The organism is Bacillus sp. GbtcB10 (assembly GCF_019091365.1).
Classification (GTDB): domain Bacteria; phylum Bacillota; class Bacilli; order Bacillales; family Bacillaceae; genus Bacillus; species Bacillus altitudinis.
This window is the reverse complement of sequence record NZ_JAGXJP010000001.1, coordinates 623,782-643,477: the sequence shown is the minus strand read 5'-3', so window position 1 is coordinate 643,477 and position 19,696 is coordinate 623,782. Positions and strand designations below refer to the sequence as shown.

19 protein-coding genes are annotated in these 19,696 nt (G+C 41.1%); all 19 read right to left on the bottom strand.

Translation table 11 applies throughout. The features are described from left to right. Positions 1 to 6: 6 nt before the first annotated feature. Positions 7 to 465, bottom strand: a complete 459-nt coding sequence (gene sepF, locus KVT11_RS03515; protein ID WP_017359354.1) for a cell division protein SepF — start codon at positions 463 to 465, stop codon at positions 7 to 9. Position 466: 1 nt separating this feature from the next. After that, positions 467 to 1,156, bottom strand: coding sequence for a YggS family pyridoxal phosphate-dependent enzyme (locus tag KVT11_RS03510; protein WP_065461561.1), 690 nt, complete (start codon positions 1,154 to 1,156; stop codon positions 467 to 469). Positions 1,157 to 1,162: 6 nt separating this feature from the next. Then, the gene (pgeF, locus tag KVT11_RS03505; RefSeq protein ID WP_035700679.1) at positions 1,163 to 2,026 is read right to left on the bottom strand and encodes a peptidoglycan editing factor PgeF; all 864 of its coding nucleotides are present in this window, start codon (positions 2,024 to 2,026) and stop codon (positions 1,163 to 1,165) included. A 212-nt stretch (positions 2,027 to 2,238) separates the two neighbouring features. Next, positions 2,239 to 2,475 carry a YlmC/YmxH family sporulation protein gene (locus KVT11_RS03500; RefSeq protein ID WP_008344958.1) on the bottom strand — a complete coding sequence of 79 codons (237 nt, stop codon included), beginning with the start codon at positions 2,473 to 2,475 and terminating at the stop codon, positions 2,239 to 2,241. Positions 2,476 to 2,554: 79 nt separating this feature from the next. Then, positions 2,555 to 3,331, bottom strand: a complete 777-nt coding sequence (locus KVT11_RS03495; RefSeq protein ID WP_019743283.1) for an ABC transporter ATP-binding protein — start codon at positions 3,329 to 3,331, stop codon at positions 2,555 to 2,557. A gap of 129 nt (positions 3,332 to 3,460) precedes the next feature. After that, positions 3,461 to 3,817 (bottom strand): PTS glucitol/sorbitol transporter subunit IIA, encoded by a 357-nt coding sequence (locus tag KVT11_RS03490; protein WP_007499733.1) that lies wholly within the window; start codon positions 3,815 to 3,817, stop codon positions 3,461 to 3,463. A 26-nt stretch (positions 3,818 to 3,843) separates the two neighbouring features. Continuing rightward, the gene (gene srlE / locus KVT11_RS03485; RefSeq protein ID WP_024720315.1) at positions 3,844 to 4,854 is read right to left on the bottom strand and encodes a PTS glucitol/sorbitol transporter subunit IIB; all 1,011 of its coding nucleotides are present in this window, start codon (positions 4,852 to 4,854) and stop codon (positions 3,844 to 3,846) included. A 13-nt stretch (positions 4,855 to 4,867) separates the two neighbouring features. Continuing rightward, the gene (srlA, locus tag KVT11_RS03480) at positions 4,868 to 5,398 is read right to left on the bottom strand and encodes a PTS glucitol/sorbitol transporter subunit IIC (protein ID WP_003210918.1); all 531 of its coding nucleotides are present in this window, start codon (positions 5,396 to 5,398) and stop codon (positions 4,868 to 4,870) included. A gap of 17 nt (positions 5,399 to 5,415) precedes the next feature. After that, the gene (locus KVT11_RS03475; protein WP_008354650.1) at positions 5,416 to 5,847 is read right to left on the bottom strand and encodes a transcriptional regulator GutM; all 432 of its coding nucleotides are present in this window, start codon (positions 5,845 to 5,847) and stop codon (positions 5,416 to 5,418) included. A 12-nt stretch (positions 5,848 to 5,859) separates the two neighbouring features. Continuing rightward, a complete protein-coding gene (locus KVT11_RS03470) occupies positions 5,860 to 7,104 on the bottom strand; it encodes an NAD(P)H-dependent oxidoreductase (protein ID WP_007499740.1) in 1,245 nt (414 codons plus the stop codon). Positions 7,105 to 7,348: 244 nt separating this feature from the next. Then, complete coding sequence (locus tag KVT11_RS03465; protein ID WP_017359359.1) at positions 7,349 to 8,287, bottom strand: sugar-binding transcriptional regulator; 939 nt, start codon at positions 8,285 to 8,287, stop codon at positions 7,349 to 7,351. A 150-nt stretch (positions 8,288 to 8,437) separates the two neighbouring features. After that, positions 8,438 to 9,217 (bottom strand): RNA polymerase sporulation sigma factor SigG, encoded by a 780-nt coding sequence (sigG, locus tag KVT11_RS03460; RefSeq protein ID WP_003211879.1) that lies wholly within the window; start codon positions 9,215 to 9,217, stop codon positions 8,438 to 8,440. Between the two features lie 143 nt (positions 9,218 to 9,360). Then, on the bottom strand, positions 9,361 to 10,080 hold the full coding sequence (gene sigE, locus KVT11_RS03455; RefSeq protein ID WP_007499746.1) for an RNA polymerase sporulation sigma factor SigE: 720 nt from the start codon (positions 10,078 to 10,080) through the stop codon (positions 9,361 to 9,363). 59 nt (positions 10,081 to 10,139) lie between these two features. Beyond that, on the bottom strand, positions 10,140 to 11,069 hold the full coding sequence (gene spoIIGA / locus KVT11_RS03450; protein WP_017359360.1) for a sigma-E processing peptidase SpoIIGA: 930 nt from the start codon (positions 11,067 to 11,069) through the stop codon (positions 10,140 to 10,142). 249 nt (positions 11,070 to 11,318) lie between these two features. Next, positions 11,319 to 15,638 (bottom strand): S8 family peptidase, encoded by a 4,320-nt coding sequence (locus KVT11_RS03445; protein ID WP_210552425.1) that lies wholly within the window; start codon positions 15,636 to 15,638, stop codon positions 11,319 to 11,321. Positions 15,639 to 15,938: 300 nt separating this feature from the next. Next, complete coding sequence (ftsZ, locus tag KVT11_RS03440; protein WP_007499752.1) at positions 15,939 to 17,084, bottom strand: cell division protein FtsZ; 1,146 nt, start codon at positions 17,082 to 17,084, stop codon at positions 15,939 to 15,941. A gap of 33 nt (positions 17,085 to 17,117) precedes the next feature. After that, a complete protein-coding gene (ftsA, locus tag KVT11_RS03435) occupies positions 17,118 to 18,440 on the bottom strand; it encodes a cell division protein FtsA (protein WP_007499754.1) in 1,323 nt (440 codons plus the stop codon). A 159-nt stretch (positions 18,441 to 18,599) separates the two neighbouring features. Then, entirely contained in the window at positions 18,600 to 18,968 is a 369-nt protein-coding gene (locus tag KVT11_RS03430) for a small basic family protein (RefSeq protein ID WP_003210988.1), read from the bottom strand. Next, positions 18,968 to 19,693, bottom strand: a complete 726-nt coding sequence (locus tag KVT11_RS03425) for a DUF881 domain-containing protein (RefSeq protein ID WP_025207297.1) — start codon at positions 19,691 to 19,693, stop codon at positions 18,968 to 18,970. Before KVT11_RS03425 ends, KVT11_RS03430 begins: the two co-directional genes overlap by 1 nt. Positions 19,694 to 19,696: the final 3 nt, after the last annotated feature.

The following is a 19,696-nucleotide window of genomic DNA, read 5'->3' as shown; positions in this document are numbered from 1 at the left end:
TATGATTTACCACCTCTGAGGTTCTTCCTCTGTCAATAGTTCTGATATTGTGCCAGATACATCCACATTATCAGGAGTGCAGAGGAATATATTCGAGCCAATACGCTGAATGTCTCCACCGATTGCATAAACCGTTCCGCTTAAGAAGTCGATGATTCGCTTTGCTTGATCGTGCTGAATGCGCTGCAAATTGACGACGACTGCACGACGATTTTTAATATGGTCTGCAATCTCCTGAGCCTCTGCATAAACACGCGGCTCACTTAACACCACTTTAGAGGATTTTTGCACGCTTTGCAAGCTGACGACATTTTGTTTTCCTGCCTGAGGACGCTCTTGAAATGCCGCTTTATCTTTTGTGTTTTTTTCTTCTTGTGCTGGTTCTCTTTCTTCATCAATATATTCGTACTCATACTCTTCATCATCGAGTGTGAAGAAGCTTTTAAACTTATTTTTTATGCTCATGTCACGCACCTCCTGTTTCATTTCCAACAAGTGAAGAGCCAATCCGAACAAATGTCGCACCTTCTTCAATTGCGATTTCAAAATCGTTTGACATGCCCATCGATAAATGCTGACAAGGTGCATTTACTTGGTTCAGTTGTTTTACCTCTTGTTGAAGGTTTTTTAATGTTTTAAAACAGTTTCGTATCACAGTATGATCATCTGAAAATGGAGCCATCGTCATGAGTCCAGCAATTTCAATATGTTTGAAATCAGCGAGCTGTTTGACAAATGGAATCACGTCTTCGCTTTGTAAGCCGTGTTTTGACTCCTCAAGTGATGTGTTCACCTGTACAAAACAGCGAACCGTGTGATCCGCTCTTTTTTCAATTTCATTCGCAAGGGACATTCTGTCTAGCGAATGTAAGTAGTCAATGGTCTGAATGACAGATTTCACTTTTCGCGTCTGTAAACTGCCGATGAAGTGCCAGCTAATGTTTTCATCGGTTATGGCTGCCTGTTTTTCAAGTAACCCTTGGTCACGATTTTCACCAAAGTGCAAAATGCCGGCATCCTTTGCTTCTAATGCTCGTTCAATCGAGACATATTTTGTGACAGCGACAACCGATACATCGTCTGGATGTCTACCTGCTCTTTTACATGCTTCGTTGATTTGTTCATTTATTTGTCTGAGATTCTCTCGTACATTCAATTGCACTTATGCCTCCTTAAACCCGACAAAAGACATCATACGTCCTGTTTTCCCTTGATCACGCCGGTGTGAGAAGAAATGCTGCTCATTGCAACTTGTGCACATCGAACTGACATGTATGTTTTCTTCTTTTAATCCTGCATGAAGTAATACGTTTTTGTTTAGTGTTTTTAAGTCAATTTTGTATTGTCCTTGTGACATCTCGGAATACACATCCTCTGTTGAAAAAGGAAGCTGTTTCACTTGATCTATGACAACATCATCTACTATGTAGCAGCAGCTGCCAATGGATGGTCCAATGACGACTTGTATATGATCGGCATCAGCGCCTTCTTGGCGAACCCATGCATCAACCATGTTGGCGCCAATTTGTTTGACGGTTCCTTTCCAGCCGGCATGAGCCGTTCCAATCAGCCCAGATTGCGGCGCTAGAAAATAAAGCGGAACACAGTCAGCGAAACAAAGAGCGAGCATGATGTTTGGTTCAGAGGTGTATAAACCATCTGTTCTCGAGAGCGCTTCATCATACTGAAGACTTCCTCTTCCCTTTTGTTCCTTCGTGACTTTCATGATGCGATCCTCGTGTGTTTGGTCAGCAAACACCCAATTAGAGAGCGGCACAGCAGTAGCATCTGCAATGACTTGACGATTCATTTGGACACTAGAAGCATCATCTCCTACATGGAGTCCAGTGTTCATTGATTGATATGGAGAAAGGCTAAAGCCGCCATTTTTTGTCGTAAAACCGGCCAATATCTCTTTTCCAGAACATGTCATGTTCGTCCAATCATGAATCAGCATTGCATAAGGTGATTTCTGCTGAAAGGGGTCATATTTGTCTATCAAAGCTGCCTCCCACCTTTCATTCATCTCTCTTTATATCGCTCCTATTTTACCACAAGACCTGCTAAGACAGTTAGTGGGATTCATTAAATATTACACTCAAATGTGCCCTTTCTACAGGTTTTTTTTCAAATTGATATGAAAACGTAATCTTTTTACCCGAAAAAGACATTGATTGCTGAGAATGGAGAGCTTATGTTAAGGATCATTGAATGATTCATTGAGGAGTTATACGAATTTTAAGAAGACAAACGGACAAGTATCACATCTTCGCCAATTTTTACTATATTTCGCCACGGGACAATCATTTCCTCTTCTTTTCCGAAAAATCCCATCATTTTACCTGTACCGCCTATGATAATCGCTTGTATTTTACCGCTCGTGACATTGATATCGATGTCTCCAATAGTACCTAATTTTTTTCCGCTCGACACATCGACGACATCTTTGATTTGGAATTCAGAAATACTGATCATCTGTCCTTCCCCGCCTTTCGTTTTCTACTATAATATGTATGATGGAAAAGCAGGGAAGCAGACCAATAGTTTCTCTTATCTACAATTTACTTAAGTGAGGGCGGCCGTTTTGCCACATGACTTCAACTGGACATTCAAAAAAGGAAGAAAGCAAGTCACTTGTCATCATCTGCTTTGTCTCCCCTTTATGAAAAACAGTACCTTCTTTTAATAATAAGGTGTGCTGAAAAATCGGGAGAATCTCTTCTGCATGGTGGGTCGTATAAAGCAATGTGGGCGCATCTGGTTTTGATGCAATCAATGAGATCGTCTCCAGCACTTGTTCTCTTGCTAAGAAATCAAGACCCGTCACAGGTTCATCTAATATTAGAAGCTTCGGATCATTCATTAAAGCTCTTGCGATCAGCACTTTTTGTTTCTCCCCTTGCGAGAGGGTTTCATACGTGCGATTGGCATATTGAAACGAGCCAAATGTTTTTAATAAATCAATCGCCTTCTCTCTTATCTCATCTGTCGGTGTTTCATAAAGTCCGATGGAAGCAAATGCCCCGCTCAAAACAATTTCAAATGCATTGTCATCTCTGTGCAGCTTCTTTTCAAGACCAGCAGAGATGAGACCAATTTTCTTCCTTAGTTTTTCACCAAGCGCTTCCTTGCCAAACACATGGCCTAACACCGTCATCTCACCTGACGTTGGAAAATAATATGAGCAAAGCATATTTAATAAAGCCGTTTTCCCAGCACCATTCAATCCATAAAGCACCCAGTGTTCCTGGTTTTTCACCTGCCAGTCAATAGAACGAAGCAGCCATTTTCCATTTCGTTTTAAAGAAACATCCTTCAAGTCAAGCGACACGATCTTTTCCCCCTGAATAAAAATTCTGAATAAACAAATAATAACGTCTACAGCATATCGCAAATGTTTCAATCAGTAAACCTAACGCAAAAAAGCTGCTCCCTATTAAGGAACAGCTTTTTTGCATGGTTACGAAATTTCAATTCGTACGCCCTCTTTAATGTCAGGAAACGTATGCGGGGATGCAAAGACAGCTCCCGGTAATACATCATCAAACGGCTCTTGGAAGTAGATCGAAATATGGCCGAGTTCCTTAAAGTTGTCATTTGCTTTATTGCCTAAAGCAGTAATGGTATAAGTTTGGTCGCCCACTTGAATCGTTCCGCCTAATTTCAGCGGCTCTTCTTCTAAGTGTTCAAACTCATGAATGACAGACATATCTCTTAATTCCTGCGGCGCTGCTGGTCCAAATAAAACAATCAGCTTATCTTCTTTAAACTGCGGGACTAAGATCCCAATTTCTTTTACGACAGATTGTGTTACCATGTATCTCGATTCCTCCTTTAATACGTTTAATACATACCGAAGCTGGCAACGTATGCGATCACAACAGATAGAACGCCTGTAATGAGACGGCTATACAAAACTGCTGGTACCCCATATTGTACCGTTTCCGGCTTCGCTTCACCAAGTGATAGCCCCACCGGGATAAAGTCACACCCTACTTGACCGTTGATCGCAAACAGTGCTGGAAGAGCAAATTGAGGCGGAATATTCCCTAGTGCAATTTGACTACCAATGAGAACACCGATGACTTGTGCAATGACTGCCCCAGGTCCTAAGACAGGCGATAGGAACGGTAAGGTACAGACAACAACGAGCAGTAAGAGCCCCCATAAAGATCCTGCCAAAGGTGAAAGGAAATGGGCAATCAGATCACCGATTTTTGTATAATTGATAATTCCAATTAACATACTGACAAAGGCCATGAATGGAATAATGTTTTTAAGGAGCATATCAACTGAATCACGACCAGCTTGATAGAATGTGCCGGTTACTTTCCCGATTCCTCTTGAGAATCTCATGAGGAAATTCCCTTTTTCTTGACGTTCGATATTTTCCTCTTTCAGTTTTGAATAGGTTTCTTTGAAATTTTCTTTGTCAATTGGGCCGCTGCTTTCTTGACCTTCTACATTCCCTTCACTATCAGATGCTTCCGCAAAGGAAATATCTTTTTCTGTGACACCTGATACGAAGATATCCTCTGTAATATGTTTTGCAAGCGGTCCAGAAGGAGAGGATGCCAGCACATCGACAGTAGGAATGCGTTTCATTGGATAAAGCCCAATTCGCGCTGTTCCTCCGCAGTCAATGACAACACACATCATTTCATCTTCTGGTATAGAATTTTTAAAGCCATCACATGCTTCTGTCCCTGTCATTTCTGCAATTTTACGTGCAACTGGGTGAATGCCTCCTCCTGTAATGGAAACGACCTTTCTTCTTTTACCGGTTGGTTCAAGCTCTAATCCTTTTCCCCATCCGCCAGCACCTTTTGCAACAAATACTTTGTGGTTTGTCATGTCTAACCCTCCCCTATTGTGAATTCGCTTTCATTTTTCCTGCTAAGTACTTTGTGATCCATTCCGTAATGATTCCGCGAAGTAAAATGACAACGATCCCGACTAAGAAGTAACGAACAGCCAGCTCTGACATAGAGTATCCAGCTTCTTTAATCCCGTTCGCAATTCCTAAGTAGACAAACAGTTCTCCTGCGTTGGCATACGGGAACAGCGATGTCACCGGATGAACAAATGAAACAGCTGAATCATAGAATGCTGGTTTTTGTTTTTCAGGTAAGAAGCGGCCAAACGTATAAGCCATTGGGTTTGTCAAAATAAGAACGGATAAGATCGGCATTAACGTATAGCGCAAAATGGTATATTTCGCTGCAAACTGAATCGCTCTATTCACTCGCTCTTCTCCAATAAACTTCATGACAGCATAAGTGAAAGTAAGTAACACAACAAGCGTTGGAACGATACCTGTAACAAGACCCATGAATTGCTTTCCGCCGGCTTCAAACATCCCGATAAAGTGCTCTCCAAACCATTGAATCCATTCCATGTTTCATCTCCCCTTTCTTAGTTCACATTTGTTATATTTTTTTTAGAAATCGAGACAAGCGCCTGCTCCGCTGCCATGGAGAGTGCTTGCATGACAGCTGGTCCCCTTTTGCGCTTTTTCAATGTTTGTTTCATCATGTGATGCTCATCAAGCACAGCCCCCACATGTTTTCCTTCATAGGAAGGCAGTTCCTTAAATTTAGACAAAATCGAGACGCCACCCAGCACATGACACTTTTGAATGATGTATGATTCATCGACAATGATGAGCGCAATGGCTCCAGGACCAAATTTGCGCCGCTCCATTCCTGAAAACAAGTGATAGCCTTGTTTCCCTTTATAGTCGTCAATCAGTGAATCCATGCTTTTGCGGTAGTACTTGATTTGAATAAACGATAAACCATACTGCACAATCAAAATGATACAAAGTACGATTGCTAATTTTTCCATAGCCTCACGTCCTTATGATTGAAATAAGTGATCTTGTAATGAACGCAGCTTCCAGACCGTTGTGCTTGCATCAAGTTCTACATCATCATGAGATAGGAATTGCCCCAATTTGATATCTTTTTTCGCTACCACTTTTCCGCTGATTAAACCAATTGGGATGTGGCCGTTCGCTTTCATGTCTTGATGAGTTTCAAGTACACCTCTTACGGAGTATCCGCCAATACCATCAAGTGTTTCTCCTGCTTTAATATCTCTTTTCGCCACAGCGACAGTTTCTGATACTGGTACACCAATTGGATGGATTGAAGAATCGTGTTGTAAGACTGCTTTTGCGATCGTCACTGGTGTTTCAAGACTTGCTAAGTGGAAAGGACGATACAGTGTGTAGTGAGGACCTTTTCCAACTTTTAAGTAACGAAGCTCTTCATCTACTGGCTCAAGATCACTCTTGACGATGACAAAGACACCTGGTGCCAGTCCGTTTACATATTCAACGACTCCGAAGTTATCCAGTACGCCGCCTTGCTGTTTTTGATTTAATTTATCTGCTACATTTTCTAAATTCGCTTCTACTCCGTGCATGCCGACTTTATCAGGCAAAAGTCCTGTTGCATTACTTAATAGGTTCATTTCTGCCATCGTTTTTGTTCCGTCTTGGAATGCTGCCAGCATGTGGGCACTCATATGTTTACTATCTGCTTCAGCTTTACACGTATCTGGGTTTGCTTCTGGGAAGAATGGGTTGTTCTTACCTTTCCCAGCAACCAATACTTCAAGCCCCATTGTTTTTGCAAATTCATATAGTTCTAGCGTTGCTGCTGGTTCATCTCCAGCTGATCCAGAGTAAACAAGTCCTGCATTCGTGAATAATTTATGCATGACCAAGCCGATCGTAATATCGACTTCTACATTTAAAAGAACGAGATGTTTTTTTGAATTAAGCGCTTCCAAAGAAATGTTTGCTCCGACCTCTGGAACACCTGTTGCATCCACAACCACTTCCACAGAATCTGATTGAATCACTTCTCTGTAATCATTTGTGACGACCATTTGATGTGGTTTCGCATGTTGCTTGTAAAAATTCGCTGCTTTCTCAGCTGCACTAAGATGAATATCACAAACACCTGCGACAATCATACCTGGAATTTTAGAAATTTGTGAAATGAGTCCAAAGCCCATTTGGCCTGCCCCGATAATCCCAACTTTGATTGGATCTCCGCTGCGTTCTCGTGCTAACAATTGTTGATAAATTGACATCTAAATCATCCTTTCAGGTTTTCTTGCTTCACAATAGATTGCTAGAAAAATAATCTGAAACTTTTAACAAATGTTATAAAAATTAACAAAAATCTGTTTCTTGTAACATTTGTTATTTTATTTATCATTTGTTATGAACTTAGTTTATATGATGTGTCAACTTTGTGTCAAGATAAAATCGATAAAATTTTCAATCTTTTTGAGTCTAAAGACTCAAAAAAAACTACCTAATCGGCTTAGGTAGTTACTTTAATAGGGCATCTCCGGTTTGTTCATCTGTAATTAACACATGAATTAATCCACCTTCTAACGCTGCCCTGATCGCTTCAATTTTTTCTTCTCCTCCAGCGACACCAATCACAAGCGGGATCTCTTTCAGTTTTTGAGGACTGATCCCCATCACCCGGTCGTTCCACGGATGCGGATACACTTCACCTGTATGATCAATAAAGTTATAACAAATGTCACCCGCGACATCTTTCGCTTGCAGGATATCTTCCTCACCACTTGTCATATAGGATTTCACCATCGTTGAATGTTGCGGAACACCGCCTATTCCTACGACCGCGATATTTGATGATTCTCCTAATTCAATGACTTTTTTGATCGACGGCTGTCTAATGAGTACATCTTTCGCTTCTTTCGTATCAAGCATGACAGGTACATGTAAAAACTCACATTTGGATTTGAGTGCTTCTGAGCATCTTCCAATAATATAGTTGGCATGAATATCAACATCTTCATTTCCGACGCCTCCGACAAGCGGAACAAATGTCACAGACGGAAAATGCTGAACAGACGTAAGCGCTTTCGCCATTTCATGCAAGGTTGTCCCTGATGAAAAACCGATGACTTGTCCATCCTTCATGACTTTTAATAAAAAGCCCGCAGCCGCAGCTCCTATTCGACTTTTTGTTGTTTCTTGACTGAGAGATTCCACACACACGACTTCTCGCAGCCCGTATTTTCGCTCTATTTTTCTTTCTAACGAACCATATTGTTGATTTACTTCATCATGAATAATGATTTCCACGATTCCTGCTTCACGTGCTTTTGCCAAATATTTCGATATGAGCGAACGGCTAACCCCAACAGCTTCTGCAATTTTAGATTGAGTGGCGCCTTCTTCATAGTACATATGCGCAACCTTAATGAGCAGCCTTCTTTCATCATGGAATGTCATAATAACCCTTCTTTCCGCTTCTCTATTCCCTCACAAATGATATTTTAAATAACATTTGTTAAAAACAGATTAAATGAAAAAAATAACAGAGTCAATACTAGAGATGGGTTCTCTAAAAAGAATGAAAAAAGCCGCACATTAGCGGCGGCTTTAAAAAATATTTTTATTCATTTGTTTGATTGCTGCTTTTTCAAGCCTTGATACTTGTGCTTGAGAAATACCGATTTCTTCTGCCACTTCCATTTGTGTTTTGCCTTGGAAAAAGCGTTTACGAAGAATCATTTTTTCTCGATCATTCAATCTGCGCATTCCCTCTTTTAAGGCCAATTCTTCTACCCATTGTGTATCTTTGTTCCGTTCATCACTAATTTGATCCATCACATAAATCGGATCTCCTCCGTCATTATAAATCGGTTCAAACAAAGAAACAGGATCTTGAATGGCATCTAGGGCAAAAACAATTTCCTCATGAGGGACTTCTAACACTTTGGCAATGTCTTCTGCCGTTGGTTCCTTGCTTGTCTCACTAATCAATCTCTCACGGACTTGAAGCGCCTTATAGGCAATATCTCTTAGTGAACGAGACACCCGGATAGGGTTGTTATCGCGCAAGTATCGACGGATTTCTCCTATGATCATAGGGACCGCATAAGTTGAAAATCTGACATTGTGGCTTAAATCAAAATTATCAATTGATTTCATTAATCCGATACAGCCTACTTGGAAGAGATCATCAACATACTCGCCTCTGTTGTTAAAACGCTGGATCACACTTAAAACCAACCGCAAATTGCCATTAACTAGCTTTTCTCTTGCTGTATCGTCACCTTCATCTTGCAGCTGTCTGAATAATTTTCTCATCTCGTCGTTTTTCAGAACAGGCAGTTTGGAGGTGTCGACTCCGCAGATTTCCACTTTATTTCTGGACACTTTTTTCCCTCCCTACAGGAGCTGTTGTACAAAGTTCAGTATCTCCGTGGGATGGAAAAATATGCACGGTCTACGACGAGAAAGATGTGAAAAAATGGTGATCCCTTTGACAGTGCAGGGATAAAGCTTTCAAAAAAATTTTTTTAGACCATCTTATTAAATTCTTTTTGCAATCGTTTAATAATTCTTTTTTCGAGCCTTGAAATATAGGACTGAGAAATACCAAGCATGTCGGCAACATCTTTTTGTGTTTTTTCTTCACCGCCAACTAAACCGAACCTCAGTTCCATGATCTGTTTTTCACGATCGTTTAATTGTTCTAACGCTTTTTTCAGTAATTTTTTATCGACATTTGCTTCAATATCGCGGGTGATAATATCATCATCTGTCCCAAGTACATCTGATAAAAGCAGTTCATTACCGTCCCAGTCGATGTTAAGCGGTTCATCAAAGGATACTTCTGAACGGATTTTATTATTTCGGCGCAAATACATCAAAATTTCATTTTCAATACATCTAGACGCATATGTGGCCAGTTTGATCTTTTTTTCTGGATTGAACGTATTTACTGCCTTGATGAGGCCTATCGTTCCGATACTAATCAAATCCTCAATGTTAATGCCTGTGTTTTCAAATTTTCTTGCGATATAAACGACCAATCGCAAATTTCTTTCGATCAAAATGGCTCTTGCTGTTTGATCACCTTTAGGTAATTTAACGAGCAATTCTTGTTCTTCATCCTTTGATAATGGCGGAGGCAGTGCCTCACTTCCACCAATATAATAAATCTCATCACTCTTTAGCCCTAGCTTCATGAGGAGTTTATACCAGTAGTAAGTGAGTTTAAATTTTAATTTTTTCATCTTCTTCTCCCTTCTAAATGTCCAGTTGACTTCGTAAGATAAAAGACATCACAAAAAAACTACGACACCCCTTGTATCATTTTTCCGTCTAACATCTCTGGATGAATGATGGATTGAAATTCCTGATCTGCTGATAATCCACTTAGACTCATCCCAACAAAACACTTCGCTGGCTGGATCATATGCGTTTTTGTATAAAGGACGACCGTATCTGGTTTAAAGCATAGTAGAAACCCGTGATCATGACCGACTGCGCGATACGGAACAAGTCTTAAACGATCAAGCAGCGGAAAATGGTCATCGAGCTTTTGCATCACTTCAACAGGATGAAACTGTTTCATTTTTTCTATAAATGGCTCTCCGAAAATAGATGTGAGCTGATCGAGCTGGGCGATCATGACAGGTGTTTTCGTCAATGGATCATACAGCTGATTTCCAGAATCGACCAGACCATTTAAGCGGATCGTTTCTCCTTGAATGTGGATCTCCACAAGTACTTGTTCGTCATATTGTCTTTTTTTCGCACCAACCTCTCCTAATCGTTTCTTTGAAAACAGCCAAATGGCCGGAAAGCCAGTGAGAACAAAAAGCCAGCTAATGGGATCACCAAATCCATCATTTTGTGAAATAAGCAGTCCATCTTGAATAACTGTATTTGTCTGCAAAAACGAATGAACCCCGATCATGCCCCCTCCCATCAAAAATGTGACAAAGTAAAAAGCAAACAGATTTTGAAAAAAGGAACGAAATCTTTGAAAGCCAAAGGTTCCAAGCACGATCAAGACAGAAAAAAGCAGTTTGCCTAAAGGGTGCGACACAATCATTGCAAATGGCGTAAAGAGCAAGAGAACAATGCTCGATCCAATGAGAGCTCCTAACATATATCGCCTTTTTTTCACTTGTCGTTTGAGAATAAATGCCGTGAGTAAGAGCAGCAATAGATCAAAACAAAAGTTTAACAGCCAAATGACATCTAAATAAATGACCACCTTCTGCTCCTTTCATCTGAAACAAAGAATCAAAAGCAGTACTTGCACTTGTTTGTACCAGTATAAAACAGTCATCGGATGGAAGTCTGTCAATTCTTGTAGGGGATGATAGAGAACTTTTGGTGGATTGTTATCGTTTTTGTCGACGTATGAGACAGAGAGAACATCAGAATGATTTGTTGGACATGTGTCTCCTCTATCAATTGCACAAAAAAAGACACGCTCCGAAGAGTCGTGTCTTTTTCGCTGTCATTCTTTCTCATTGATGGTGAGTGTTCCTTCTGCCTTCTGTCTTGTGACATTTCCATAATCATCTTTGACAATGACTTCAATCACTGCACCTTTTGCTTTTGCAATAGATGTCGCCGTCCAGTAGCCTTCATACGTTCCCGGTGCTACTTCACGAATCGGCAGTTCAGTTGTGTTTTGAAGTTTTGATCTAGCATTTGTCAGCGGCATATGAAGAACAAAGGTGGCATCTAGCTTTTCCCTGCTTTTAAATGAAATCTTAACCGATTCACCTGATGATAGATTCATATTGTCTTTTGGCGTTAATTCAGAAATGACAGGTGCATCATATTGTACATCGATGTCGACCTTTTTAGTCGTTTTGTTTCCAGCCGCATCTTTTGCTGTCACTTTGATTGTATTTTTCCCATTTTCAAGTAGCACCCTTGCAGAATATGCCCCATCCTTTACGTTCGCTTTTTTTCCATTGACTGTGACTTGGTCTAGATAATCATCCGCTACTTTCCCTTCTACCGTGAGTGATTCTCTATTAGACTTGTCGCCTTTTTTCGGTGTATCAATGGTCAATGTCGGTGCTGTTTGATCGATGATCACCTTGACTGGCTTGGAATGTTTTGTTGAGCCTTTATCCGTTACAGTCGCCGCCGTGAAGACATGCTCTCCACTTGGAACAGATACATTTTCTTTGAAAGTACCCGACTCATCTGATTTGACTTTGGCCACCTCTTCATCATTTTGATAAATGGCCACATCGAGACCCGGAGAGGCCGTGCCTTCAATCGTCAATTCACCTTGATTTGTAATGGTTCCTTCCTTTGGAGAAGTGATTTCTGGTACATCTGCTTCATAGTTTACGAGCGCACGAATCATATAATTCCCCTCTTCTTTCGGAGAAGGAGAAAAAGCACCGCTCGTCAGCTGCCAGCTTCTTTCAGCATTAGGGCCATCTTCATCTGTGGCAAGTCCCGGAGATTCGGTATTCTTTTTCGTTTGAATATAAACAAGATAGAAATCGCCATCCACTGTAATGGCTTGATCTTCTAAATCTACTTTTGTCCATTCACCATTACGCAGCGCATTTGCTTTTAAAGGTCCTGCGATTTTCTCACCTGGTGCGCCACCCTTCCCAGAAGCATCATATACTTCAACAGCAAATTCATCGCCTCCAGGAGCTGGCCATTCTGATGTCCAAAACCGGAAAAGACCACCTGTGACTTGTGCTTGTTTCTTTCCTTTTTCTAATGAAAACTTCACAGCCCAGCCATTGCCAGGATCGTAGAAAGCCCGTGCATTCTCAGCCGTTCCATCATCGTAGCCAATCTCCCCCGGAAAACCGATAAAAGGCTCAAGTTTCACTGACTTTTCAAGTGGCTTTTCCGTCACATCCGCTGTAAACGTATAGCCTTTAAACCCTTTTGCAAAAATTTTGACTGTATAGACACCACTTAATGCCTCTAGAGAAAATTCACCGGATTCATCTGTTTTCACCGGCTCAATTTTTGCGTCCTCCACAAGATAAACAGTTGCATTCTTCACCTTTTCACCAGTTGTTTCATTGACGACCGTGCCGGAGATCGTTCGTTTCTCTAGCGGCTGTAAGGAGAAATTCGCTTCTGCAGTTTCTTTTGATGCCACTTTGACTTTTTGGGACCGTGATTCAAAGCCGTAAGCTTCCGCTTTCACTGTCCATTCTCCTGCTCCTTGAGACAGCTGATATTTCCCTGTCGCTTCATCGGTGGAAGTTGATTTTCCGCTTTCTAGAACACTGATTTGCGCTCTCATTGGAAGAGCTTGAATAGACGGAGCATCATGACTGTTTTGCTTTTGAATGTGTACATGTTTATTTTTTACTTTAGCAGGCTTTGCCTTTTTTGGATCAACTGATTTCTTATTCTGGCTTGTGGATTTTTCTTTTTTGATCACACCCAACTGGTTCTTGGCTTGTTGAGACAATGCCTCATCTGTGATTTTCACATCATCTAAATAAAAGCCATCTTTTGTGACACTGCCATCTGTTCTTATCTGAAACAAGACTCTCACTTTTTGACCTTTATAAGCAGATAAATCAACTTCGCCTGCTGTCCACGCATTTGTTTTCCCCGTATAAGCTGTCGCTTGAACAGCGTCTTCACCCTCTGGCTGTACATAGACATGCACATAATCATAATTGGCTTCGAGATCATGCCAGTATTGATATTGCAGGTAGGAAGAACCTGAATCTGGTACAGCAATGAGCGGCATAGACAAATTGGCGTCCGTTTTATTTTCATAAGGACTGTCTAAATTGGTGGCATAGACATGTTCCCCGCTAAATGCTTGTTTTGGACCTGTGGACGGTTTTCCCCACTGCCACGGATCTTTTGTTCCACCACTGAACCATCCACTTGGCCATGCTTCAAAATCTTGTGAGTAGCCAGTGGTGATGGATGTTTTAATTGGAAGTGTATAAGAATCTGATGCCGCTTCATTTTCTCCAAAATCTTTCACAATCCATCGGTATGTCACGTTTTCCCCCTCAAGTTCAGGGAGCTGCACCGTATAGGTTCCTTTTAAATGATTTCCATCCGTGCGGTTGGCTTGCAACGTCTCCCACTCACCTTGATCTACTCGGTAAGTCAAAGAAACATTTGTCACTGCTATCCCATCTTCTGCAGTGATGGTTAATGGGGTTGGCGTTGCAGCAAAAATTTCATTCGGACCTTTATGTGAAAAAACAGGTGGTTCTGTATCTTCTCCTTCTTTTGTCACCTGACCTTCAATCGTACCGATTCCATTGGTTAAAGCAGTAATCGCCTCTCTTGCATCAACTAACCCTGCCCCATAACCGTTGTTAGGGGATTCAGGAAATTGCTGATCTGTCAGTGGTTTCGCTGTCTCAATGAGAATTTGCTGAATTTCATCAACAGAAAGGTCTGATTGCACTTGGCGAAGAAGAAGAACAACAGCTGAGACATGCGGACCTGCCATCGATGTACCATTCCACCCATCCTCATATCCTTTTCCCGGGATCGAAGAACGAATGTTTACTCCCGGAGCCGCAATATCTGGTTTCATTACGCCATATGGAGAAGGACCCTGAAGGGAGAAAGACCCTAACTTGTTGTCATGATCTGTTGCGCCTGTAGCAAAGGCTTCTTGATAGTTAGCAGGATTTGCAATCGAACCCGCACCACCTGGATTGAATAAATCGGTATTACCGGCTGAAAATTCTGGAAAGATGTCTGCTGCTCTCCAAGCATTCACTACATCTTTATACCAATCATCAAGACCCGGCCCACCGCCCCACGAATTATTCACAACATCGGGTGCCTTTTCTGGGTGAGGATTTCCGTTTTGATCTTTCGGGGCTAAAATCCACTCACCGGCATCTAACAGATCAGCATCTGTACCGCCATCTTCTGAAAAAGCTTTCACTGCAATCCATTCTGCTCCCGGTGCGACCCCAATTTGATTTTTTCCATCTGGCTCAGAACCAACCATTGTGCCTGTCACATGGGTCCCGTGCTCCAAGTCATCATAAGGGACTTCAGAGCCTGTCGTGGCATCATACCAATTCAGTTCATGAGATGGTTCGTTCGGACGAGCAGGATCAAACCCGCGGTATTTTTCTTTTAGCGCAGGATGATCCCATTCGACACCTGTATCAATACTTGCCACAACGGTTCCGGTCCCGTCATAGCCTAAATCCCACGCTTCTGGTGCATGCACCTGAGCAATATTCCATTCGATTCCATCTACTGCTTTGATTTGTTTGTTTGGCTTAGCATGCTTCAAATCAACAGGACGATGAAGTTGACGAGTTTCATTCGGCAGCACTTGAGCTACTTCTGGAAAAGAAGCAACCTTTTCCATCACTTCTTTTGTTGCCGTCACAGCTAGACCATTCACAATATAGTAGGAATGAATATCTTTCACTTGCTTATTCTTTTTTTCCTTTTGTAAATACGCTAGGAGCGCTTGCTGCGTTTCATCAGATGTTGCTCTCAGCTCAGATACAACGGCTGATCTTTTTGTGTACTGCGTTTTAGCCGCAGTTAATTTTTGTTTTTTTGCTTTTGATACAGCTTCTTTTGCTACTTTTTGTACATTCGTTTGTTCCTTCATTTTGACTAAGAAGGTCACCTTATCTTCCTTTTGAAATTGCTTCTTTAATCTCGAAGAAATCTTGGCTTTTGTAGTCTTAGAGGAAACGGCTTCCTCCTGATATGAGGTAGAAGTCGATTTTGCTTGAACCATCCCAAAGCTTGTCATCGTTAAAGTACCAATCACCAAAAGACTTATGAAACGATAGACGGCGGTTTTGCGAAACTTCACTTTCAATAAAATCCCTCCTCCTCAAATGGTCAAACAGTGTGTATCCTGCCCCTCCCCCTTCTTTTTGATCATGACAAGTTTCTTGGTGTTCTCATTAATGTAGTCAAATAAACTTCAACATTTTGTCGTTTTTTGTAAAGGAAATTAAAAATGATTCTTTTGACTTAAGAGACTCAAGCCAAAACACATACAATAGTTCCAAATAACACACAGAAACAAGACTTTTATATCAATCAGGCTCAGGATCTTCTCACCATGCAGACATAAAAAAACCCCTTCCAAAGGAAGGGGTTGAATCGTGCTTGCTTATCGTTTATTGCGGTTACGTAAGAACGTTGGGATATCCAATGTATCATCACTTGACTGTGTATTTTGTCTTGGTTGTGATGATGTTTGCTGATGTTCCTCACGTTTTACTTCACGCTTTTGTGGAATGGATTGATTTTGCTTTAATCCTTGTCCTAATGGATTTCTTTGAGGTTTTGTCACTTCGGGCTCTTGCTCAATAAAACCGGTTGCGATGACTGTGACCACAATTTCATCCTTCAAGTTATCATTAATGACAGATCCAAAGATCATGTTGACATCTTCATCAGAGGCTGATGCAACAATATCCGCTGCTTCTTGTACCTCATAAAGACTAAGGTTCGTACCACCAGTAATATTCATGATAACACCTTGTGCTCCATCAATCGCTGTTTCAAGAAGTGGTGAAGAAATGGCTTTTTTCGCTGCTTCAGCAGCACGGTTTTCGCCTGTTGCGACACCAATTCCCATAAGAGCTGAACCTTTGTTAGACATGATCGTTTTCACGTCAGCAAAGTCAAGGTTAATTAAACCTGGTGTTGCAATGAGATCTGAGATCCCTTGAACACCTTGTCTTAACACGTTATCTGCTGCACGGAATGCTTCAAGCATTGGCGTGTTTTTATCGACAATTTCAAGCAGGCGATCGTTTGGAATCACGATTAACGTATCAACTGCTTCTTTCATAGAAGCAATCCCTTCAACTGCTTGAAGCTGACGCTTTCTTCCTTCAAATGTGAAAGGACGAGTCACAACTCCAACTGTCAAGGCTCCAGAATCTTTTGCGATTTTCGCAATGACAGGTGCAGCACCCGTACCAGTTCCACCGCCCATACCGGCTGTCACAAAGACCATGTCAGCGCCTTTTAGGACTTCTTCAATTTGTTCTTTGCTTTCTTCAGCAGCTTTTTTACCGACTTCAGGATTCGCACCTGCTCCAAGCCCTCTTGTCAGCTTAGCACCGATTTGCATTTTTGTTTCTGCTTTTGATAAGTTTAACGCCTGTGCATCTGTATTCACTGCAATAAAATCGACACCCTGTACGTCATTTTCAATCATTCGGTTGACAGCGTTATTTCCGCCGCCACCTACACCGATTACTTTAATTGATGCTAGGCCGTCTATATTTGTTTCAAACTCCAACATGCTGAATCCTCCTAATCCGTCGAAAATCTAGTTCTATTCCCAGAACATATTAAATAGTTTTTTCATTTTGCCCGGTTTTTTATTTGTCTCTTGTTGCGCTTTTTGTTTCACTTTCGGTCTTGGCTGAGCTTCTTTTACTTGTGGTGTAGAAGAAACCGGCTCCATGGACGCGCCTACTTCATGAAATGCTTCATCTGGCATTTGGAATCCAACCTGTCTGCCCTGAATCTTTGCATTGCGATAAGCAAAATGGATCAAGCCCACTCCTGTCATATATTGAGGTTCCCTGACCCCAATATAATTAGGACTTGCGATTCTTACATTGTTTTGTAGGACCGTTTGTGCCAGAGAAAGGATACCTGGTATAGCTGCCTGTCCACCTGTTAGAACGAATCCGCCAGGCAAATCATGGACACCCATATTGCGTAATTCCTCTGCCACAAAAAGCAGAATCTCTTCCAATCGCGCTTCGATGATATTGGCTGCTTCAAGTTGTGTATACGTCTGCTTTTGGTCCGTACCGATGACGGAAACTTCAAATGTCTCCTCAGACGATGCCTCATCATAGAATGCATGCCCAAATTGCTTTTTGATTCGTTCAGCTTCTTCAGTGGAAGTTCTAAGTCCTATAGACAAATCTTTTGTAATGTTCTCTCCGCCCAATGGGATACTGTGAGTAGAATAGAGATGCCCGTTTTCAAATACGGATATCGTGGTAGAGCCGCCGCCAATATCGACAAGAGCTACCCCTAGATTTTTTTCATCTTTCGATAACGCTGCTGAACCCGATGCGAGTGGCTGCAAGCAAATATCCATAATTTCAATACCAGCCCGCTCTACACATCGGAGCCAGTTATGTAGAATCGTTTTAGAACCTGTGATTAACGATCCATCCACTTCTAGCCGTACACCTAGCATTTTTTTCGGATCTGTGATCTCATCTCTTCCGTCGACGATAAATTGTCTCGGAATGACGTCTACTACGAGATGTTCTTGCGGAATAGATACTACCTGTGCAGCATCCAAGACACGTCTCACATCTTCAGCATGTATTTCTTTATTTTCACTAGACACTGCGACCACGCCGCTCGTATTTTGAATATGAATGTGGTTTCCGTTAATTCCGACTATCGCCTTTTGTAAAGGAAAACCTACCATTCTCTCAGCCTGTTCAAATGCTTGTCTAATAGAATGAACTGTTTCATCTATATCAACAATCGATCCTTTTTTTAACCCCTCTGAAGGGACATTTCCAACACCTATAATGTTAAGCGAATCATCCGCCATTTCTCCGACGATGACTTTTATATTGGATGTACCGATGTCAAGGCTGACGTAAATTTCATTGTTGTTCATTCTATGGCACCTCCTCACATATCAATACTTTCTATTCTATTATTTGCTGAACAACAATACAATGAATGTGTTTTTACAAGTGTGTAACAAAACTTAAAAAATCAACATTTTTTATTAGGATTACTGAAAATATTCGTTACATCATATGTATATCCTTTTTTATGACTCACTTTTTTTCTTTTTTTCTCTAGAAATTGTCCATTTTGTTAGTAGAATTCTTCGAATAACGGCGATATTTTGAAACAATCTAACACCGAATGCAAACATTCCGACTAAATACAAGTCTACACCAAGATGGACGCCCAGAAAAGCTAAACTTATTGCGAGTATAATATTAAAGAAGAAACCTGATACAAACACTAGTTCATCGTATGCCCCTTGCAGATGTGCTCTGATTCCACCAATCAATGTATCAAGCGCAGCAAGTACAGCGAGGGAAAGATAGTTAGAATACTCATTCGGTATCGTAAAATTCGTTAAGAAACCGATCGCAACTCCTATGATTAGACCAAGTACAGGAAGCCACATTAAGATTTTCCCTCCTTTACATCGTCAAGAGGCTTCAATTCATTTAACTGAATTGTACCGTCAAATGCTTTTAAATGAATGTTTTTCTTCGGCGGTCTAATACTCAAACTGAAATTTTCCTGAGCAAACAAATCACCAATATCTGATACATTTAAACGGCTGTATAATTTATCGGCCTGCTCGCTGACCATCTTAATCGTGACTGTATCACCATCTATGCTGTAACCATCCATTTTCGTCGTACCATTAATATCTCGAATAACACTGGTGTTAATCACCCGGTGTTCATTAATGGAAATATGTTTTGCCCCAAACATATTGGCTTCGTTGATTAATTTTTTCAGAAGATCAGGTGGTATATTTTTGACTTCTTCTCCGGTAAGTTCCTTAGAAAAAAGCTGAGTAATTTCTATTTCAACTCCTTCACCCGTTACCTCTGTAAAACCAGCCTTTTCTTTCAAATCCTTCAACGTTTTTGTTAATTGTGCTTCTTTGGATTGATCTTCTTGGTTGCCATACTTTTTTAGCATTTCATCATATTTATCAATTTCTTTCAATAAATCCAGTTCCTTACTTTTAGATGCAGATAAATCCTCTCTTAATTCCCAAACGTCTCGAGTATCGCGAACTTTAGGCTTTTGTAGAGAGTTAAACTGGATGGAGACCATGATGCCAAATATGACCATCAGGACTGTCAAACTAAGTAATGGCTTCTTTTTCCTCAACAC